Here is a 17,911-nt window from a genome sequence, read left to right as displayed (position 1 = left end):
GGCGCGCTGGATGATCGCTCGCTGGAACTTCTTTGCGTGGCGGGGTCCAACGCGTGTTTACCCGGCTATGCCGGTTCTCTGGCAAACGAGGTTGTTTCGATGAAGGTTTCTATGAAAAACGCACGCGGCGCGGCATTGGCGACTTTGATGGCGCTGGTGGCAACGCCGGTCTTCGCCTTCAACCTGAACGATGCGGCGAACGCCGTTTCCAACGCCACCGGCGGTCAGCAGAAAGCCACCGCAGCGCCTGAAGCGGCCGGCCTGCTCAATACGCTGGGCACGCAATTGAATGTCACCCCGCAGCAAGCCGTCGGCGGTACCGGCGCGTTGCTGGGTCTGGCGAAAAACAAACTTTCCGGCAACGACTACTCAAGCCTGAGCAAGTCGGTGCCAGGTCTGGATCAACTGTCGGGCTCCTCGGCGCTGGGTAGCCTCGGTGGTCTGGGCGGCATGCTCGGCGGCAGCTCCGGCAGCAGCAATTCGGCCGTCAGCAGCGCCTTGGGCAACGTGCAGAGCATGGGCGATGTGAACAGCGCCTTCAGCGCGCTCGGCATGGACAGCGGCATGGTCGGCCAGTTTGTGCCGGTGATTCTGCAGTATCTCGGACAACAGGGCGCAGGCGGTTCGGCGCTGTCGGCGTTGAGTGGGGTCTGGGGCGCCAAATAACACATCAGATCTTGAGACGGTGCGACGTAACCTTGTGGCGTCCACCGTACCTGGTGGGAGACGCCGTCGTAACCTCCGGCGTCTCCTACAAGTGTGAGTCGTCCTTTCGGCTTGAGTGGCACCCGCGCAACTCAACAATCCGCGCGTTCTTGTCCAACCACAGCTGATTCACCCAGTTCTGTACGTACTCGCGAAAGACCGGGTCGCTCTCGTAATCGCCTTGCCACAGCGCAGGGTCGAGCTCACGGGTCTTGATGTCGATAATCACGCGTGGCACCCGACCCGAAATCAGATCCCAGAACCCTGGAATCCGCTCGCTCGGATAAACCACCGTGACGTCGAGCACCGCGTCCAGCTGTTCACCCATTGCCGCCAGCACAAATGCGACGCCGCCAGCCTTGGGCTTGAGCAGATATTGGTACGGTGAAGTTTGCTCAACCTGCTTGGCCGGCGTGAAGCGGGTGCCCTCCAGATAATTCACCACGGTCACCGGCTGGCGTTTGAACAGCTCACAAGCCTCCTTGGTGATCTCCAGATCCTTGCCTTTCAGTTCCGGGTTCTTCGCCAGAAACGCCTTGGTGTAGCGTTTCATGAAGGGGTAATCGAGCGCCCACCAGGCCAGCCCCAGAAACGGCACCCAGATCAGTTCTTTCTTGAGGAAGAATTTGAAGAATGGCGTACGACGATTCAACGCCTGCACCAGCGCCGGAATATCGACCCACGACTGATGATTGCTGACCACCAGATAAGACGTGTCGCCCCGCAGACCTTCGTGGCCGCTGATTTCCCAGCGCGTGGGAATGCACAGTTTGAAAATCAGCTTGTTGATCTCGACCCAGGTCTCGGCGATCCACATCACCGCCCACGAGCAGCGGTCGCGCAGTTCGCTCTGGAACACCAGCTTGAGCAATGCGAAGACCATCAGTGGCCCGAACAACACCAGCGTGTTGAGCACAAGCAGCAGCGTGACGGCAATGCCGGTGAGAAGGTGACGCATAAAACACTCGTGGTCATGAAAAGGGCCGGCAATGATAAGCAGCTATGCCCAGAGAGCCAAATCCAGCGGTGGCCGACAAATGTTTCACTCGGCATCAGCTACGCTGGCGTTGTTCTTTAGTCGGCGAACGAACGGCAAAGTTGCGGTCTAAAATCGGGCCCGTGCAACGCCCACCCTTAGCGAGGAACCTGTTACGTGAAATCCCTTCTGGCGCTTCTGTCCCTGCTGGCGTTGCCTGTCATGGCCGCCGAACCGACGTTGTATGGTCGCTACGAATACATCCAGGTCTCCGAATTCGGCGAGACCTTCAAGGCCAAGATGGACACCGGCGCGCTCACCGCGTCGCTTTCGGCCAAAGATATCGAACTGTTCAAGCGTGATGGCGATGACTGGGTGCGTTTCCGCTTGGCGACTAAAGACGCCGACAACAAGGTGTATGAGCACAAAGTGTCGCGGATCAGCCGCATCAAGGGCCGATCGGATGGCGAGGATGAAGATGAGCCGGTCGATCCGACCAAGCGTCCGGTGGTAGACCTGGAATTGTGTCTGGGCGACGTCAAGCGCACGGTCGAGGTCAATCTGGTGGACCGCAGTCACTTCAACTACCCACTGTTGATCGGCGCCAAGGCCCTGCGCGAGTTTGGCGCAGCGGTGAACCCGGCTCGTCGCTATACCGCCGACAAGCCAGAGTGTTGATCACTCAAGCGCGATGATTATCTGTAGCCGCACGGGCTGCCGGCGGTGGTCTTGAAATCGTCACCGCCGGCAGACGGAATGCTGCCCGACCGTTCTGATGTCACGCAGGCGGTTGGGTTTCCAGCATTGACGGGCGCTGGCTGACCTCGTAGTACCAGTTGGCCAGACGCGGATAGCTGCTGCGCCAGCCGAGGTTGGGCTGGCGGAAGTCCAGATAGCCCAGCGCGCTGGCCAGGCTGATCGAGGCGATGTCGAAATGTGAGCTCAGCTCGGTGACAGCCTCGGCCTCGAAGTAGGCCAGCGAGCGGGCGATTTTCTCGTGCTGATTATCGAGCCACTCCGTCCAGCGCTTTTCTTCAGGTCGCAGGAAGGTTTCATAGCGGATCAACACCGCCGCATCGAGCACGGCATCGGCCAGCGAGGCCAGTGTCAGGCGTCTCCAGCGCGCCGAGCCCTCGTTCGGGATCAGCGGATTGCCAACGTGCTGGCGGTCCAGATAGTCGAGAATCACCCGGCTGTCGTGAATCACGTTGTTATCTGCCAGGCACAGCGCGGGAATCTTCCCGGCCGGATTTTCATGACACAGATCGGTGTGAGGGTTAACCGGTGTGACGTTGACCGGCTTGAGACTGACCCGTCCTGTCTGTCCGGTTTCGTGAAGCAGAATCAGCACTTTGCGCGCAAACGGCGACGCAGCGTTGTAATACAGCGTCATGCTGGGAGCAGACATGGACATTCCTCTGTTCGGACAGGCCCTAAGACTAGTCAGGGCCTGAACGCTAAGCAATATCGTCTCTCTGTTTCACGCCGTCGGCACGACGCCTCCCGACTCGGCCGACGCATCGCCGGACGACTGTGTGGAGACCGGCGTGGCAAGCGGTTTGGTGACGAACCAGATGATGATGGCTGCGACGATATCAAACGCCGCCAAGGCCACGAACAGCGGGCTGTATCCGACCTTGGTCACCATGATCCCGAGTACCAGTGTGAACAACGCTGCACCGAGGAACCCGAACATGCCGCCCAGACCCGTCGCGGTGCCCACCTCATTCTTGCCGAACGAGTCGGAGGTAATGGCGTACAGCGCGCCGGAAAGCGTCTGGTGGGCAAAGCCGCCAGCACACAACAAGGCGATCGCTACATAGGGGCTGTCGACCAGGCCGATGCAGCCGGGGCCGATCATGCACAGTGAGCCAAGGACCATGACCATTTTGCGGGAGGTCAGTAGCGACACCTTGAAGTGCTTGTAGAAGAACGGGCTCAGGTAGCCACCGAGCACACAGCCAATGTCCGCTGCCAGAAAAGGCAGCCAGGCGAACATCGCGATCTCCTTGATGTTCATGTGTCGTTCGGTCATCAGGTACAGCGGGATCCAGGCGTTGAAGGTCTGCCATGCCGGCTCCGACAGCATGCGCGCAGAGGCGATTGCGTAGAAGTTGCGTGTACCGACGATCTTCTTCCAGCTGGCGCGTTTGCTTGGGGCGTCCTTCAGATGGGATTCCTGTCCGGCCAGGATGTAGTCGCGCTCGGCATCACCGAGCAGGCGCTGATTGAGTGGATGCTTGTAAAAGAACAGCCAGCCGGCCGTCCACAACAGTCCCAGCGCGCCAACAATGATAAAGGCGACTTCCCAGCCACTGTGCAGGATGGCCCACACGACCAAGGGTGGGGCCAGCAGTGCGCCAATGGACGAGCCAATGTTGAACCAGCCGATCGCGACTGAACGTTCCTTGGCTGGAAACCATTCAGTGGTTGCTTTGATCGCAGCGGGGAAGCCCGCCGCTTCAGTGATGCCCAACAGACTGCGCAGAAATGCCAGGCTTTGCCATCCCGTTGCCATGGCCGCCGAAGCGCAGGCAATCGACCAGGCGACCGCAAAAACAGCGAAACCGATTTTTGTGCCGATGGCGTCGATCACGTAGCCGGCGACTGGCTGCATGAAGGCATAGCCCATCTGCCAGGCGATGACGACGTGTGAGTATTGTTCGGTCGAGATGTTCAGCTCGCTCATCATGGTCGGAGCGGCCACGGAGAGGGTGTTGCGAGCGAGGTAGTTGACGATCATGCCACCGGTAATCAGCGCGACCATCCACCAACGGATGCCTTTGATTTTCATCGAATCCACTCTTGATATTGTTTTTATTCAGCGGCGAGCGTTATACGTCGTCGTACGACTGTGGATTTAGGCAAACGCACGTTTTGTTGTCAATGGGAATAGCCTTGAATGGCGATTGTATTTCTATATGTAACTGGATTGTCACGAGCAGGGCCGGCTTCGGGTGTCTGGTGGCTATGGAATCGTGAGCGTTTGGAGAGGAAGGCGGCAGGCTTGCTGAATATGGTAATTGCTGGAAAGTCGTATGATGACTTCAGCCGCGCGTTGTGCTTGTCCCGCGCGTGGAGGGAGCGTAGGACAAGCCAGATTGCTGATGAGGCTGGCAGTGCGATTCGCTACTTCGGCTCGTCGTCACGCCACCAGTTGTCGCCCAGTAATCCCAGCCCTACGTAGAGAAGGCCTTCGAGCAATATTTCATAATCAAGAAATTGCTCATCTTCAATTGCTTCCGCTCTCACGACCCAAGGGACAACGTAAGAAAACCAGAAGACGATGATGGCGAGGCCGAGCACCCACTGATACCGCCAGCGCCTTGTGATTCGACAGGCGCTCCAGATGGCAGCCGCGACGATGATTAACGAGATATAAAACGCCATCTAGCCATCACCGTTGTTTTTAAGCAGCAATGCTGACGAGGATCTCTGAGGGCCAATACCTCCTGCGACTTGAGCGTCGATACTGACTATTACATCACCGACGTGGTAGGTCGGAATTCCTTGTCGGGCCTTCCCCCCTGAAAACATGCCCGCCATCCCTCCGACTAACGGACCGAACACCTCTGAAACAGCTTTGCCGCTCAGGGAGGACACGACGCCACCCACTCTCACCCGTTGATCATTTAATAGATCGGCAGTCTTCCTGCTAAGACGATTAGACACCGCCAGCACCATCCGACAAGGCCGTCCCTGTGCAAGCATTCGATCGTAGGTTTCCTCAAGCAGCCGGGTAACCTCATAACTACCCTTGCTTATCTCCGGCAACTTGAGTGTTCTCAACGATGCGGCGTCGCCAGGCCCCACGGTGAAGTGGATAAGTGTAAGCACGACACCGTAATGGCCGACGTGTTGGGTACGTTCAAATTCCATGGCACGTCCCCTCTCAGCAATATTCCTTATTGCCGATCCTGTCCCATCCGCCCGTTACACTGCCGGCCCCGCTGCCGTCGTTTCTTTTTTGCATGGTGTACGTAGAGCGAATACGGCCGTAATTGAGTTGAATGAGTTCGGTGGGGATGCCGTCGTTGGCGTTCTGGTTGTATTCGGCAATGATCACTTCTTCGAGGATGATTTCGTAGAACTTCATCTTGTCGCCCCCTGCACGGTGAACGGACAGCTTGACCTCCTTGAAATGCTGTCCAGCGCAGTTCGCTGCCATCAGTTTGCAGCTCGACTTGTCGAGCATCTTGGTCAGCGTGAGGTTGCTGAGTGTGGTGCGCCCGGAGGTCGCGCCACCTGCAGTGCTGGCCGTCACGGACGCGCTCTGATAGCTGCCGAACGAATAGCCGGTGATTTCAATCCAGTCTTTGCACTGCTCATCCAGCGATTCGCCAGGGATGCCTTCAATCTTCAAAAATGCGTCGAGCGCCATGGTGTTCTCTCCTGATCGGTAGTGTGGTTGCCTGTCACGGCTGAACACCGATCATCGGAGAGATAACCTGTTTGTTGGGACGGGATTTGAGCAGGAGTGTGCGGGAATTCCGCCAGCGCTTTGGAGGAAGTTTCTTACAGACGTGTTCGACATGGTTGTAAGCGAGACTCAGGCAAACAAAGAGATTTCACTGCGCAGGTGTGCGCATCTCCTACAGATGCGTGAGTGGGTTCTCAGCAGAAAGGTCGAAATGGGGCAGTGGAAATGCGGTAACCGTTTGATCAAACCCGGCGCCGCACCATCAAGCCCTTGATGCTCAGCCACGCCGGAATCGCCATGCCCACCCAGGACAGGACATCCCAGCCATCATCGCCTAACAGCGCGGCGAACAGGCCAACCGCTGTCAGGGCTGCAATCCAGGTCGGCTTGGCGAAGGTCTTCCAGAACGCCGAATGCTTTTTGTGCCGGGTCATGCCGCCTCCACCGCCTGACGAACATTGACCGTCGCAGCGGCGCGACGGCGCACCCACCAGAGATAGACCCCGCTGCCCAATACGATAATGGTCAGCACATCCAGTACGCCCCAGAGGATCTTCATCGGCATGCCGCCGTAATCGCCGAAGTGCAGCGGTTGCGAGAGAAGCAACGCGTCCATGTACCAAGGGCTGCTGACGATGGCGGTGACCTTCAGGTTCTCGGCGTCGATCAACACGGGCGTCAGTAGGTGCGAGGTCAGGTGAGTGCTGCCCTTCATGAAGACTGCATAGTGGTGCTCGCTGGAAAAGCGCGAGCCCGGGAAGGCGATGAACGATGGCTCTGAGCCCGGCACAGTGGTTTTGGCGATTTCCAGCAGATTGCTTGCCGGCGCGCGATTGGTCAGGGGCGGGGCGTTTTTATAAGGGGCGACCATGGCAGCCAGAGAATCGTTGCGCCATTGGGCGATGACCAGATCCGCGCAGGCATTGAGCACGCCGGTCAAGCCGACCACGAATGCCCAGGTCAGGGTGACTACCCCGATAAGGTTATGTAGGTCGAGCCAGCGCACGCGCGTCGATTTGTTCGGGCGGACGGTGGCGAAATCCAGTCGGCGCATGAATGGTGCATACAGCACCACACCCGAAACAATCGCTAATACAAAAAGCAGCCCCATGAAGGCCAACAGCAGCTTTCCGGGCAGCCCGGCGTACATGTCCACGTGCAGGCGCAGCATGATATTCATGAAACCGCCGTTGGCTGACGGCGTTTCCACGGCTTCACCGCTCCGGGAATCGAGCATGAATGTGTGTGTGTCATTGGGATCGCCACCCGCAATCTTGCCCATGAACGCATACATGCCGTTAGGTTCGTCTTCGTCCCAGCCGAAGTACTGAACCACTTCACCCGGACGATGCGCCTCGGCAGCTTTCACCAGCTGCTGCAAGTCCATGCGCGGCGTGTTGGCCGGCATCTCCCTGAGTTCCGGGGCGTCGCCGAGCAGATGCTCGATCTCGTGGTGAAACACCAGCGGTAATCCGGTGACCGCCAGCATCAACAGAAACAGCGTGCAGATAAGGCTGCTCCACGTGTGGATGAACGACCAGCGACGGATGGTTTGGCTCTTCATGTGGCGTGTTCCGGGTTGAACGAAAGCAAAAAGGGCCGCTGTGAAAAGCGGCCCTTGTTTTTTCAGCGTTGAGAGTTTAAACGATTACCATTTGTAGTTCACGCTGGCAACGACACTGCGCTGGTCGCCGTAGTAACAGTAAAAGCTGTCGCAGGTGGAGATGTAGTCCTTGTCGAACAGATTGGTCGCCTTGACCGCCACAGTGGTGCCTTTCAGTGTATTGATCACGCGGCCGAGATCGTAATGCACTGCGGCATCGAACACAGTGTAGGCATATGCCTTGCCCAGGTTAGTGTTCGCTTGGTCCCCGTAAGTATTGCCGGTGTAGCGCACACCGGCGCCGATGCCGAAGCCATCCAATGCCCCTTCATGCCAGGTGTAGTCGCTCCACAATGAAGCTTGCTGTTCAGGCATCAGCTGCAAGCGGTTGCCTTTGAAATCGCCTTTTTGCACCTCAGATTTGGCAAGAGTGTAAGAGGCTATAACCTTCAGATTGTCAGTCACGTCAGAGACGGCCTCCAATTCCAGCCCTTTGACCTTTACTTCGCCGGTCTGGCTGGTGATCGAGACGTTATCGCTGTTAGTCGTTGATACCGACACGTTCTTTTGCGTCAGATCATAAATTGCTGCGCTGAGCAGGGTGTTGGTACCTGGCGGTTGATATTTGATCCCAAGTTCCCACTGCTTGCCTTCTGTTGGTTTGAACGAGTCGGTTGGGGATGCGGTGGCGTTACTCGTTGGCTGGAAAGACTCGGCGTAGGACAAGTAAGGTACGAAGCCAGAATCGAAGACGTAGCTGATCGCCGCGTTGCCACTGAAATTCTTATCGCGCTCGGTATTGGTTGCATCACCCTGATTGAAAAACTTGGTACCAGTGTGAACCCAGTCTTCGCGACCCCCCAGCGTCAGGCGCCAATGATCCAGAGCCATTTGATCCTGGACGTATGCGCCAGTCTGTGTCGATTTCTGATCGTAATCGTAGAACGCTGTAGAACGTGCCGGCCGAGTAATAGGAAGGCCATACACAGGATTGTTGACGTTGACACCGGGTGCGGTACCAAAGATCGACAGGTAATTGGTGTTGATGCGTTGATGATCCAGACCGATCAGTAAGGTATGGGCAATGTCGCCGGTGTTGAAGTCACCCTGCAGATTGTTGTCTAGCGCGAACTGAGAGATGTCTTCGTCTGTGCTGGTAGTGCTGCGCGACGCCAGGTTACCGTCGGCGTCGACTTGTGTGAACGGGTAAGCGCCGGGTGTGATTGCCTGGAACGACAAGTCAGACTTGGTATATCGCAGATTTTGACGGAACTGCCACGTGTCGTTAAAGCGGTGCTCAAAGGCATAGCCCAACGCGTAGTACGTCCGGTCGTAGTATTCCCAGTCTGGATCGCCAAGATTCTTGTGGTGTGAAATTTCGCCGAACGGCATATGAATCCGGGTGCCTTGAACCGGTCGGAACTGACTGGTGATGCCGGTATCGTCGCGAGTGAACTGGCTGAGGAGGGTCAGCTTGGTGTCTGGATCAATGTTCCAGGTCAAACTCGGCGCAATGTTGTATCGCTTGTTGTCGATGTGGTCGACTTGGGTGCCGCTGTCACGAACCACGCCGCTGACGCGGTATTCAAAGTTATCAGCGTCATCAATTTTGCCAGTGCTGTCGAAACTTATCTGGCGATGGTTGTCGCTGCCATATTGCAATTCGACTTCATGGCTTTCTTCAGCTTGTGGGCGACGGCTAACCATGTCGAGCAGTCCGCCAGGAGGTGTCTGGCCATACACCGAAGATGCAGGGCCACGCAGCAAAGCGACACGCTCCAGATCCCACGTTTCGAGTTTGGGGTTTGCGTATACGCCCTTCGCCAGCGGCAGGCCGTCAAGGAACTGAGTGGGTTCGAAGCCACGGACGCGCAACCAGTCAGCACGGGTATCGCTGCCGAAACTGCTGGAGACGATACCTGGCATGTATCTCACTGCGTCATCAAGATTCTGGACGCCCCGATCCTGCATCTGCTGGCGTGTTGCAACCGAGATCGAACGTGGCGCCTCAACCAATGCGGTATCAGTTTTGGTTCCGGCAGCGGTACGAGTAGCGGTATAACCCTCGGTCGGTCCCCATGCCGTTTCCAGGTTGTCCTGACGCCCCTGAATGCTGGTTTCTGGCAGCGCCATCACGCCTTCCGGTGCCGCGACCAGGCTGTAGGTGCCCGCTGAAGTCTGGCTCAGCTGCAAACCGGTGCCGCGCAGCGCTTGCGCCATGGCGCCCGGCGCGTCGAACTCGCCCTGAACCGGCGCGCAAGTACGACCGGCCGCCAGCGAAGGATCCAGTGACAGCGCAATGCCGGCCTGGCTGGCGATCTGGGTCAGCGTGGTCGACAGCGAGGCTGCGGGCAGGTTGTACGCGCGCACGCTGGAGGCTTGGGCTGCCGCCAGCAGTTGCGTGCTAGCCAGCGGCGCGGCAACGGCGACAGCGACGGCCAGCAGGCTCGGTCGCAGAAGGGTTTGAAGCGTGCGGGACATGGGCGGCTCCTGAGTCGAAATTGTTCTCAATGCCTATGTGCCGAACGAGATTTGAAAAGTGATAGGGCCGAATCGAAAATAATTTAGATTTACAATTTTGCGGCTTTCGCAGCTTCGATGTTGTCAGCGGGCTTGCCGGCGCTGGCAACCACCGTCACCCACCAATGCGTACGCTGCTCGATTGCGACCGGCAGGGTCGGCATCAGCGCCTTGAGGGCAAGATCGGTATCGTTCAGCGGGAAGCTGCCAGTGATACGCAGGTCGGCGACGTCCGACGCGACGCCCAGATGGCCCTGACGATAGCGTCCCAGCTCTGCAATCACGTCTTTAAGCGGCGCGTTTTCCACCACCAGCATGCCTCGGGTCCACGCGTCGGCACCCGGTGCGAGCGCAAGCATCGGGCCAAGGCTGTGGCGTTGGATCAGCATCTGCTGACCTTCATGCAGGATCATCTCGCTGCCGGCGGCCTGGGGGTGTGCCGCGACCGCCGATTGCAGAACGCTCAACAGAGTGCCGTCGTCTTGCCGCTTGACCAGAAACTTCGTACCCAGCGCCCGCATTTGCCCTTCATCGGTTTCGACGATGAAAGGACGCGGATCGTCGTGGCTGCCGGTTTCGACGAGAATTTCGCCTTCCTGAAGAATGACCCGACGCTGCTTGCCATCGAATCGCACATCCAGTGCGCTGTGGGTGTTCAGGCGAATCAGCGTGTTGTCCGCCAGCCGAATGGTGCGTTGCTCGCCTGTCGCAGTGCGTTGGTCGGCCAGCCAGTAATTCACCGGCAGATAGTGATCGCCGAGAAATACCGTCAGCCCCAACGCCAGCGCGACTCCGGCCACGCCCCGCCCGAACTTGCGTACCTGACGCCCCATGCTCTCGCGCGAACGCAGCAGGGCCGAGCGCGCCGGTCCGGTGGTGCCGACAAAACGCTGATCGAGCATGCCAAGCTGCATCCAGGCGCGGGCGTGTTCTTCGCTGGCGACGTACCACTTGGCGAACTCTTCGCGTTCGGCTTCGCTGCCTTGCCCGCAGTCCAGACACAGCTGCCAGGCGATGGCAGCGTCCAGCACCTGCGATGAGACCGGGCGAGTCGGAATGCTCATGTCGGCTCGCCATACAGGGCGATGTAGCACAGACGCATGCCCTGAGCCAGATACTGGCGCACGCGCGGGACGGAAACGCCGAGCTTTTCAGCGATTTCAGCGTGGCCCATGCCATCCAGACGGTTGTACAGGAAGGCCGAGCGCGCCTTGCTCGACAGCTTGCCGAGCATGCGGTCGATTGATTTAAGGTCTTCAAGAATGAGTTGCTGCTGCTCAAGGGAAGGCTGCTCGCCTTCGGGGATCAGCATCAATTCGGTGAGGTATGCCTGTTCCAGCGCAGCGCGACGGAAGTAGTCGAACAGCAAGCCTTTGGCCACTTGAACCAGAAACGCACGCGGCTCGCGGGGCTCGATCAACTGATCGCGCCCCAGCAGGCGAATGAACGTGTCCTGACTCAGGTCTTCGGCGCGGTGCGGGCAGGCGACATTGCGTTTCAGCCAGACCAGCAGCCAGCTGCGATGGTCGCGATAGAGCGTTCCGACAAGCTGGTTTTGAGGGCTTTGAAATGACGACACGTACGCACCGAAGAGAACAAAGTAACTAACGAGAACTATTCGCGATTGTGTCAGAGGGAATGAGTGCTGGCAATTGGTCCTTATAGGAAGGAGCCGAACGGTTGGATTTATGTAGGGAATGGTTCATATCGCCTGTAGGGACACGGATTTTGAAGTGGCGAAATTGTCGGTTGGAGCACGGTTCCAGTGTGAGGGAGCTTGCTGGCGAATACTGCCGGCCAGCCGATGAAGCGGCGGCGCATGCAGGGACGTCTTCGCGAGCAAGCTCCCTCCCGCAGGGCTCACGTTGCGTCAGGGCTACAGAAGTCAGCCGATCAAAACGAGTGCGATTGCTGCCTGCGCCGCCATTTGGCCAGACACTGTTCCAGTCGGGCCGGGCTGTCCATTTCCTGCTTTCGCGCGTGGCTGAAGAGGATCAACGCCAGTTCTGCCGTCACCAACGCATCGGCGCTGGCGTGATGGCGTTCTTCAGCCTGCAGGCCAAAAAAAACGGTCCAGTCGTCGAGCCCCGCCTGACGCAAGCACGCTTGCGGACACAGCAGCGGCGCGATTTCCGCTACGTCCAGAAACGAATGTTGCAAGCGATAGCCCAGGCTTTCCTTTAATGCACGGCCAATCATGTGTTGGTCGAACGGCGCATGAAATGCCAATAAGGGGGAGTCACCCACAAACTCCATGAAGTCGAGCAACGCCTCGACAGGCTCACTGCCCGCCGCAATCGCGCTCGGCCCCAGCCCATGAATCAACACACTGGGGCTGAGTTTGTGATCGGGGCGCAGCAAAGTGCGCTCGAATTGCTGACCGAGGTCGATGGCCCCGTCTTCGATCACCACCGCACCAATGGACAACACTTCGTCGCGGCTCATGTTCAGGCCGCTGGTTTCCAGATCCAGCACCACCCAGCGTTGCTGGCGCAGCGGGTTTTCATTCAGGGCAGCGGCGCGCGGCAATTCGCCAAGGCGCTGCAACTGTTCAAGTGTCATGTCCGGCGCTTTGGCGCGCCGGGGCGGCTTGAGCCATTGAAACAGGTTCATGTTCTGTCGCTTAAAGTTGATAACGCACGGTCAGGCTGGTTTGCAGGCGCTGGGCCTGGCGGAACGACTCGCGGAGAATCCGCCGATCCAGATGGTTAAGCACATCAGGATCGATGCGATTGGAGTAGGGCAGATTCTGCCGGCTCTGTTGTTGATGCTGTTGCATGCGGGTCTGCTGGATGAAGTGGTAGGCCTCTTCGTAGGCTGCGCCATCCAGTGGGTCGATGACTTCTTTGGTCACCAGCTGGCGCAGGCGTTCCAGGGTGTTGTTCGCCGCCACGCCATTGGCCAGCGCCAATAGTCGAGCACCGTCAACGAAAGGCGTCAGGCCTTGGGTCTTGAGGTCGAGCGTGTCCTTTTCGCTGCCTTTGCGCGCTACCAAAAAATCCTTGAACCGCCCCACCGGCGGGCGCTGGCGCAGAGCGTTGTCGGCCATCATGCGCTGGAACAATTTGTTGTCGGCGACCTGCGCCAGAATACTCTGGCGCAACTGTTCGCCGCCGGTTTCGTCGCCCCACACTACTCGCAGGTCGAAATAGATGCTGGAAGACAGCAGGTTTTCCGGGGTCGCCTCGCGAATGAACGAGCCAAAGCGCCGCGCCCATTCGACCCGCGACAGGCACAGTTCGGGATTGCTCGCCATGATCCCGCCCTTGCACAGCGCGAAACCGCACAGCGCCAGACCCTGATTGATACGCTCGGCGATGGGCAGCAGTCGGCCGCGGGTTTCGGCAGCCTCAGCGGCGTCCTTGGCTTCGAACAGGATGCCGTTGTCCTGATCGGTATAAAGCGTCTGCTCGCGACGGCCCTCGCTGCCAAAGCACAGCCAGCTGAACGGGATGCCGGGATCTCCGCGTTCTTCCAGCACCAGTTCGATCACGCGGCAGACCATGTGATCGTTGAGCAGGGTGATGATCTGGGTGATCTGCGTAGAAGACGCGCCATGGGCCAGCATGCGGTCCACCAGTTGCACGATGTCTCCACGCATGTTGCTCAGGGAATCGATGCGTGGGGCGCTACGAATGGTCCGGGCCAGGTGCACCAGATCCACGCGTTGCAGCGAGAAAAGATCACGCTCGGACACCACGCCGCACAAGCGCTGATCCTTGACCAGGCAGACGTGTGCGATGTGCCGTTCGGTCATGGCGATGGCTGCATCGAATGCGCTGGCATCAGGGCTGAGATAGAAAGGTGCCTGAATCATGCTGTGCCGGATCGGCTGCCCGAAATCGGCATTCACATCGGCGACCACCTGGCGCAGATCGCGGAGCGTGAAAATACCCAGCGGCGCCTTGGCTTCATCGACGATCACGATGCTGCCCACCTGCTGCTCGTCCATCTGTTTGACGGCTTCGCGCAGGGGCGTTTCCGGCGAACAGGTCACCGGGTGACGCATGGCCAGTTCGCCTAGGCGAGTGTTCAGCGAATACTGGGTGCCAAGTGTTTCAACCGCCTTCTGCTTTACTTGCTGATTGACCTGTTCCAGCAGGCTGCTGACCCCGCGCAGGGCGAAGTCGCGGAAGCTGCTGGAGAGCGCGAACAGTTTGATGAACGCCTGCTTGTTAAGTTGCAGGCAAAACGTATCTTCGGCCGCCAGATGCTCGGTGCGGGTGGCGCGCTCGCCCAGTAGCGCTGCAAGAGGAAAGCATTCGCCAGTGGTGATTTCGAACGTGGTTTCAGTGCCGCCTTTGGCCGAATGAGGTCGCTCGCCAACGACGCGCCCCTGTTTGACGATATAAAAATGCTCTACTGGCCCATCGCCAGGCTTGATGATGCTCTCATCCGTAGCGTAGAAACGCAGCTGGCATTGTTCGACCAGATAGGCGAGATGGGCATTCTCCATCTGATTGAATGGCGGGAATTTCTGCAGGAATTGCATCGTGCCGTGGATGTTCTGCAACACGGCTGTTTTTCCTGCCTGGGTAAAAGCGTCCGCTTTGCTCATGACCGGTACCACTTGTTTTTATGGCTCCATGGTCGACCGCTTATCGGGCAGTGCCCATTGGACGTAAGTCTTAGGTGACGAGAGAGCCGCAGGACAGCATCGAAGGAGGGGATCAATACCGTATCGGCGCCTCTCCTGCGTAGGGTTCAAGCCCTGGCATGAAGCCGACAAAGCGTGCAGCGTATTCAGTCTGTTTGCGCTGTCAGAATGGGAGTCGACAGGAAGATGAGACGGGTATGTTCGATCACGACATTTTGAGTGATGAAGAGCGCGAAGCCCTCAATGAGGTGATGCTGGCGCCTCCATCGCAATCGCCACAACGGGTGCTGATCGTCGACGATGACAAGGATGCGCGGGAAATATTGGCCGAAATCCTCAGTCTCAACGACATCAGCTGCATTACGGCTGCAGGCGGTACCAGCGCGATGCATCTGCTGCAGACTCGGCCTTCCATCGCGTTGCTGATCACCGATTTGCGCATGGCGCCGTGCGATGGTCTGGATCTGATCCGGCAAGTGCGGGATTCGGACCGTGCAGCGCTGCCGATCATTATCGTGTCGGGCGATGCGCATGTCCGCGATGCCATCGATGCGATGCATTTGAGCGTGGTGGACTTTCTGCTCAAGCCGATCAACACCAAGCAGTTGTTAAGGCTGGTGAAGCGGGAATTGGGGATGAGCTAAACAAAAAAGGCGGTGTGTCGTGGGACACACCGCCTTTTTGTTCAACGGGGCTTTTTACAGACCGTTCTTTGCCTTGAACTCACGACGACGGCGATGCAGCACCGGCTCGGTATAGCCGTTAGGCTGCCTGGTGCCTTCGATCACCAGTTCGACCGCCGCCTGGAAGGCGATGTTGCTGTCGAAGTCCGGCGCCAGAGGGCGATACAGCGCGTCATTGGCATTCTGGCGATCCACCACCGGCGCCATGCGCTTGAGGCTATCCATCACTTGCTGCTCGTTGACCACGCCGTGGCGCAACCAGTTGGCAATGTGCTGACTGGAAATGCGCAGCGTCGCACGGTCTTCCATCAGGCCGACGTCATTGATGTCCGGCACCTTCGAGCAACCCACACCCTGATCGATCCAGCGCACCACGTAGCCGAGGATGCCCTGGGAGTTGTTGTCCAGTTCGTTCTGGATTTCCTCAGGCGTCCAGTTGGTGTTCGGCGCGAGTGGAATGGTCAGGATGTCATCGACCGACGCCGCTGCGCGTTGAGCCAGTTCAGCCTGACGGGCGAACACGTCGACCTTGTGATAGTGCAGCGCATGCAGAGCAGCCGCAGTCGGCGACGGCACCCACGCAGTGTTGGCGCCTGCCAGCGGGTGAGCGATTTTCTGTTCGAGCATTGCGGCCATCAGGTCAGGCATTGCCCACATGCCTTTACCGATCTGGGCACGGCCTTGCAGCCCGCATTTCAGGCCGATATCGACGTTGGAGTTTTCGTACGCGCCGATCCACTTCTCAGCCTTCATCTGCGCCTTGCGCACGACCGGGCCTGCTTCCATGGAGGTGTGGATTTCATCGCCGGTGCGGTCCAGGAAGCCGGTGTTGATGAACACCACGCGTTCGCTCGCCGCCTTGATACAGGCCTTGAGGTTGATCGTCGTGCGACGTTCCTCGTCCATGATCCCGACCTTCAGCGTGTTGCGCGGCAGGTTCAGGACTTCTTCGATCCGACCGAACAGCTCGTTGGTGAACGCCACTTCTTCCGGGCCGTGCATCTTCGGTTTGACGATGTACATGGAGCCGGCGCGGCTGTTGGCGCGCGACGTGTTGCCCTTGAGGTTGTGGATCGCCGCGAGGCTGGTCACCAGACCGTCGAGAATGCCTTCCGGCACCTCATTGCCCTGGTTGTCCAGGATTGCGTCGATGGTCATCAGGTGGCCGACGTTACGCACGAACAGCAGCGAACGACCGTGCAGCGTCACTGGCTCACCCTTAGGCGAGGTGTACACGCGGTCCGGGTTCATGGTGCGGGTGAAGCTCGAACCGCCCTTGGAGACTTCCTCGGACAGGTCGCCCTTCATCAGGCCCAGCCAGTTGCGGTAGACCACGACCTTGTCGTCGGCATCGACCGCTGCGATGGAGTCTTCGCAGTCCATGATGGTGGTCAGTGCCGCTTCCATCAGCACGTCTTTGACGCCTGCGGCATCGGTCTGGCCGACAGGGCTGGAGGCGTCGATCTGGATTTCGAAGTGCAAGCCGTTGTGTTTGAGCAGGATCGCGGTGGGTGCCGAGGCATCACCCTGGAAGCCGATCAATTGCGCATCGTCACGCAGGCCGGTATTGCTGCCGCCCTTGAGACCGACGATCAGCAGGCCATCGACGATTTTGTAACTGGTGGAATCGACATGGGAGCCAGCGGCCAGTGGCGCGGCTTCGTCGAGGAATGCACGAGCGAAGGCAATGACCTTGTCGCCGCGAACCTTGTTATAGCCTTTGCCCTTTTCCGCGCCGCCTTCTTCGCTGATGGCATCGGTGCCGTACAGCGCGTCGTACAGCGAGCCCCAGCGGGCATTCGAAGCGTTGAGGGCGAAACGGGCGTTCATTACAGGCACGACCAGCTGCGGGCCGGCCATGCGAGCGATTTCTTCATCAACGTTTTGCGTCGTGACCTGGAAGTCCGCCGCTTCTGGCAGCAGATAACCGATTTCCTGCAGGAAAGCTTTGTATGCGGCGGCGTCGTGGGCCTTGCCGGCATTGGACTGGTGCCAGGCATCGATGCGCGCCTGGAAGTCGTCACGTTTGGCGAGTAGGGCTTTGTTCTTCGGCGCCAGCTCGTGGATCAGCTTGTCGGCACCGGCCCAGAAAGCGGCGGCTTCAACACCGGTTTCAGGAAGGGCTTCGTTGTTCACGAAATCCAGCAGGACTTTGGCGACCTTAAGGCCACCGACTTGAACGTGTTCAGTCATTGCTTGCCTCACTCTGCTCAGCTATCTGCGCTTCAATCTCGAGCGCTCTCTTGTTAAAGCCATCGACATCGCTGCTCACCCTTGCCAGATCTTGCCATGGTTGGCGGCTGGGCCGGGGCCGGGAGGACCTGAAGGAAAGGCGTTGTGCGCTTTGCGGAACAGGTTTCAACGAGCGGCGATGCACAGTCAGGCATCTGTCCAACGTTATGTAGTG

17 protein-coding genes are annotated in these 17,911 nt (G+C 58.6%); 3 read left to right on the top strand and 14 right to left on the bottom strand.

Annotated features, from left to right (window positions below):
- Positions 1–111 precede the first annotated feature (111 nt).
- Entirely contained in the window at positions 112–666 is a 555-nt protein-coding gene (locus BWR59_RS07490; RefSeq protein ID WP_081565002.1) for a DUF2780 domain-containing protein, read from the top strand.
- Positions 667–751: 85 nt separating this feature from the next.
- Here the strand turns inward: BWR59_RS07490 and BWR59_RS07485 are convergent, their stop codons facing one another.
- Positions 752–1,663 carry an acyltransferase gene (locus BWR59_RS07485; RefSeq protein WP_081565001.1) on the bottom strand — a complete coding sequence of 304 codons (912 nt, stop codon included), beginning with the start codon at positions 1,661–1,663 and terminating at the stop codon, positions 752–754.
- Between the two features lie 195 nt (positions 1,664–1,858).
- Between BWR59_RS07485 and BWR59_RS07480 the strand changes: the two genes are divergently transcribed.
- Positions 1,859–2,359 carry an ATP-dependent zinc protease gene (locus BWR59_RS07480; protein WP_081565000.1) on the top strand — a complete coding sequence of 167 codons (501 nt, stop codon included), beginning with the start codon at positions 1,859–1,861 and terminating at the stop codon, positions 2,357–2,359.
- Positions 2,360–2,459: 100 nt separating this feature from the next.
- Here BWR59_RS07480 and BWR59_RS07475 read toward each other — a convergent pair whose 3' ends face one another.
- The 12 genes from BWR59_RS07475 to BWR59_RS07420 form a co-directional block, all read right to left on the bottom strand.
- The gene (locus tag BWR59_RS07475; protein WP_081564999.1) at positions 2,460–3,089 is read right to left on the bottom strand and encodes a glutathione S-transferase family protein; all 630 of its coding nucleotides are present in this window, start codon (positions 3,087–3,089) and stop codon (positions 2,460–2,462) included.
- Between the two features lie 72 nt (positions 3,090–3,161).
- Positions 3,162–4,475 (bottom strand): MFS transporter, encoded by a 1,314-nt coding sequence (locus tag BWR59_RS07470; protein WP_081564998.1) that lies wholly within the window; start codon positions 4,473–4,475, stop codon positions 3,162–3,164.
- 335 nt (positions 4,476–4,810) lie between these two features.
- Complete coding sequence (locus BWR59_RS07465; RefSeq protein ID WP_081564997.1) at positions 4,811–5,071, bottom strand: hypothetical protein; 261 nt, start codon at positions 5,069–5,071, stop codon at positions 4,811–4,813.
- Positions 5,072–5,560 (bottom strand): hypothetical protein, encoded by a 489-nt coding sequence (locus BWR59_RS07460; protein ID WP_081564996.1) that lies wholly within the window; start codon positions 5,558–5,560, stop codon positions 5,072–5,074.
- 13 nt (positions 5,561–5,573) lie between these two features.
- Complete coding sequence (locus BWR59_RS07455; protein WP_081564995.1) at positions 5,574–6,062, bottom strand: type VI secretion system tube protein Hcp; 489 nt, start codon at positions 6,060–6,062, stop codon at positions 5,574–5,576.
- 281 nt (positions 6,063–6,343) lie between these two features.
- Positions 6,344–6,535: a hypothetical protein gene (locus BWR59_RS07450; protein WP_081564994.1), complete on the bottom strand. Its 192-nt coding sequence runs from the start codon at positions 6,533–6,535 to the stop codon at positions 6,344–6,346.
- Complete coding sequence (locus tag BWR59_RS07445) at positions 6,532–7,665, bottom strand: PepSY-associated TM helix domain-containing protein (protein ID WP_081564993.1); 1,134 nt, start codon at positions 7,663–7,665, stop codon at positions 6,532–6,534. The genes BWR59_RS07450 and BWR59_RS07445 overlap by 4 nt, the downstream gene beginning before the upstream one ends.
- 84 nt (positions 7,666–7,749) lie before the next feature.
- Positions 7,750–10,185, bottom strand: a complete 2,436-nt coding sequence (locus BWR59_RS07440) for a TonB-dependent siderophore receptor (RefSeq protein WP_081564992.1) — start codon at positions 10,183–10,185, stop codon at positions 7,750–7,752.
- 89 nt (positions 10,186–10,274) lie between these two features.
- Positions 10,275–11,282, bottom strand: coding sequence for a FecR family protein (locus BWR59_RS07435; protein WP_178111217.1), 1,008 nt, complete (start codon positions 11,280–11,282; stop codon positions 10,275–10,277).
- 2 nt (positions 11,283–11,284) lie between these two features.
- Positions 11,285–11,803 (bottom strand): RNA polymerase sigma factor, encoded by a 519-nt coding sequence (locus BWR59_RS07430; RefSeq protein ID WP_081564990.1) that lies wholly within the window; start codon positions 11,801–11,803, stop codon positions 11,285–11,287.
- Between the two features lie 314 nt (positions 11,804–12,117).
- Positions 12,118–12,837, bottom strand: a complete 720-nt coding sequence (locus tag BWR59_RS07425) for a 3'-5' exonuclease (protein WP_081564989.1) — start codon at positions 12,835–12,837, stop codon at positions 12,118–12,120.
- Positions 12,838–12,847: 10 nt separating this feature from the next.
- Positions 12,848–14,782, bottom strand: a complete 1,935-nt coding sequence (locus tag BWR59_RS07420) for a putative nucleotidyltransferase substrate binding domain-containing protein (RefSeq protein WP_081564988.1) — start codon at positions 14,780–14,782, stop codon at positions 12,848–12,850.
- A gap of 236 nt (positions 14,783–15,018) precedes the next feature.
- On the opposite strand from BWR59_RS07420, the gene BWR59_RS07415 reads away from it, so the two are divergent.
- Complete coding sequence (locus tag BWR59_RS07415) at positions 15,019–15,465, top strand: response regulator (RefSeq protein WP_081564987.1); 447 nt, start codon at positions 15,019–15,021, stop codon at positions 15,463–15,465.
- A gap of 54 nt (positions 15,466–15,519) precedes the next feature.
- Here the strand turns inward: BWR59_RS07415 and BWR59_RS07410 are convergent, their stop codons facing one another.
- Positions 15,520–17,697, bottom strand: a complete 2,178-nt coding sequence (locus BWR59_RS07410; protein WP_081564986.1) for a malate synthase G — start codon at positions 17,695–17,697, stop codon at positions 15,520–15,522.
- Positions 17,698–17,911 lie beyond the last annotated feature (214 nt).

The organism is Pseudomonas sp. Bc-h, assembly GCF_002080045.1.
GTDB lineage: Bacteria > Pseudomonadota > Gammaproteobacteria > Pseudomonadales > Pseudomonadaceae > Aquipseudomonas.
This window is presented reverse-complemented; position numbering and strand designations above follow the sequence as displayed.

Excerpts from the sequence above, each read along its gene's own strand:
- BWR59_RS07415 (WP_081564987.1), top strand. The coding sequence starts at position 15,019 with ATGTTCGATCACGACATTTTGAGTGATGAAGAGCGCGAAGCCCTCAAT.
- BWR59_RS07485 (WP_081565001.1), bottom strand. The coding sequence starts at position 1,663 with ATGCGTCACCTTCTCACCGGCATTGCCGTCACGCTGCTGCTTGTGCTC.
- BWR59_RS07450 (WP_081564994.1), bottom strand. The coding sequence starts at position 6,535 with ATGACCCGGCACAAAAAGCATTCGGCGTTCTGGAAGACCTTCGCCAAG.
- BWR59_RS07460 (WP_081564996.1), bottom strand. The coding sequence starts at position 5,560 with ATGGAATTTGAACGTACCCAACACGTCGGCCATTACGGTGTCGTGCTT.
- BWR59_RS07445 (WP_081564993.1), bottom strand. The coding sequence starts at position 7,665 with ATGAAGAGCCAAACCATCCGTCGCTGGTCGTTCATCCACACGTGGAGC.
- BWR59_RS07490 (WP_081565002.1), top strand. The coding sequence starts at position 112 with ATGAAAAACGCACGCGGCGCGGCATTGGCGACTTTGATGGCGCTGGTG.
- BWR59_RS07440 (WP_081564992.1), bottom strand. The coding sequence starts at position 10,185 with ATGTCCCGCACGCTTCAAACCCTTCTGCGACCGAGCCTGCTGGCCGTC.
- BWR59_RS07470 (WP_081564998.1), bottom strand. The coding sequence starts at position 4,475 with ATGAAAATCAAAGGCATCCGTTGGTGGATGGTCGCGCTGATTACCGGT.
- BWR59_RS07465 (WP_081564997.1), bottom strand. The coding sequence starts at position 5,071 with ATGGCGTTTTATATCTCGTTAATCATCGTCGCGGCTGCCATCTGGAGC.
- BWR59_RS07425 (WP_081564989.1), bottom strand. The coding sequence starts at position 12,837 with ATGAACCTGTTTCAATGGCTCAAGCCGCCCCGGCGCGCCAAAGCGCCG.
- BWR59_RS07475 (WP_081564999.1), bottom strand. The coding sequence starts at position 3,089 with ATGTCTGCTCCCAGCATGACGCTGTATTACAACGCTGCGTCGCCGTTT.
- BWR59_RS07455 (WP_081564995.1), bottom strand. The coding sequence starts at position 6,062 with ATGGCGCTCGACGCATTTTTGAAGATTGAAGGCATCCCTGGCGAATCG.
- BWR59_RS07420 (WP_081564988.1), bottom strand. The coding sequence starts at position 14,782 with ATGAGCAAAGCGGACGCTTTTACCCAGGCAGGAAAAACAGCCGTGTTG.
- BWR59_RS07410 (WP_081564986.1), bottom strand. The coding sequence starts at position 17,697 with ATGACTGAACACGTTCAAGTCGGTGGCCTTAAGGTCGCCAAAGTCCTG.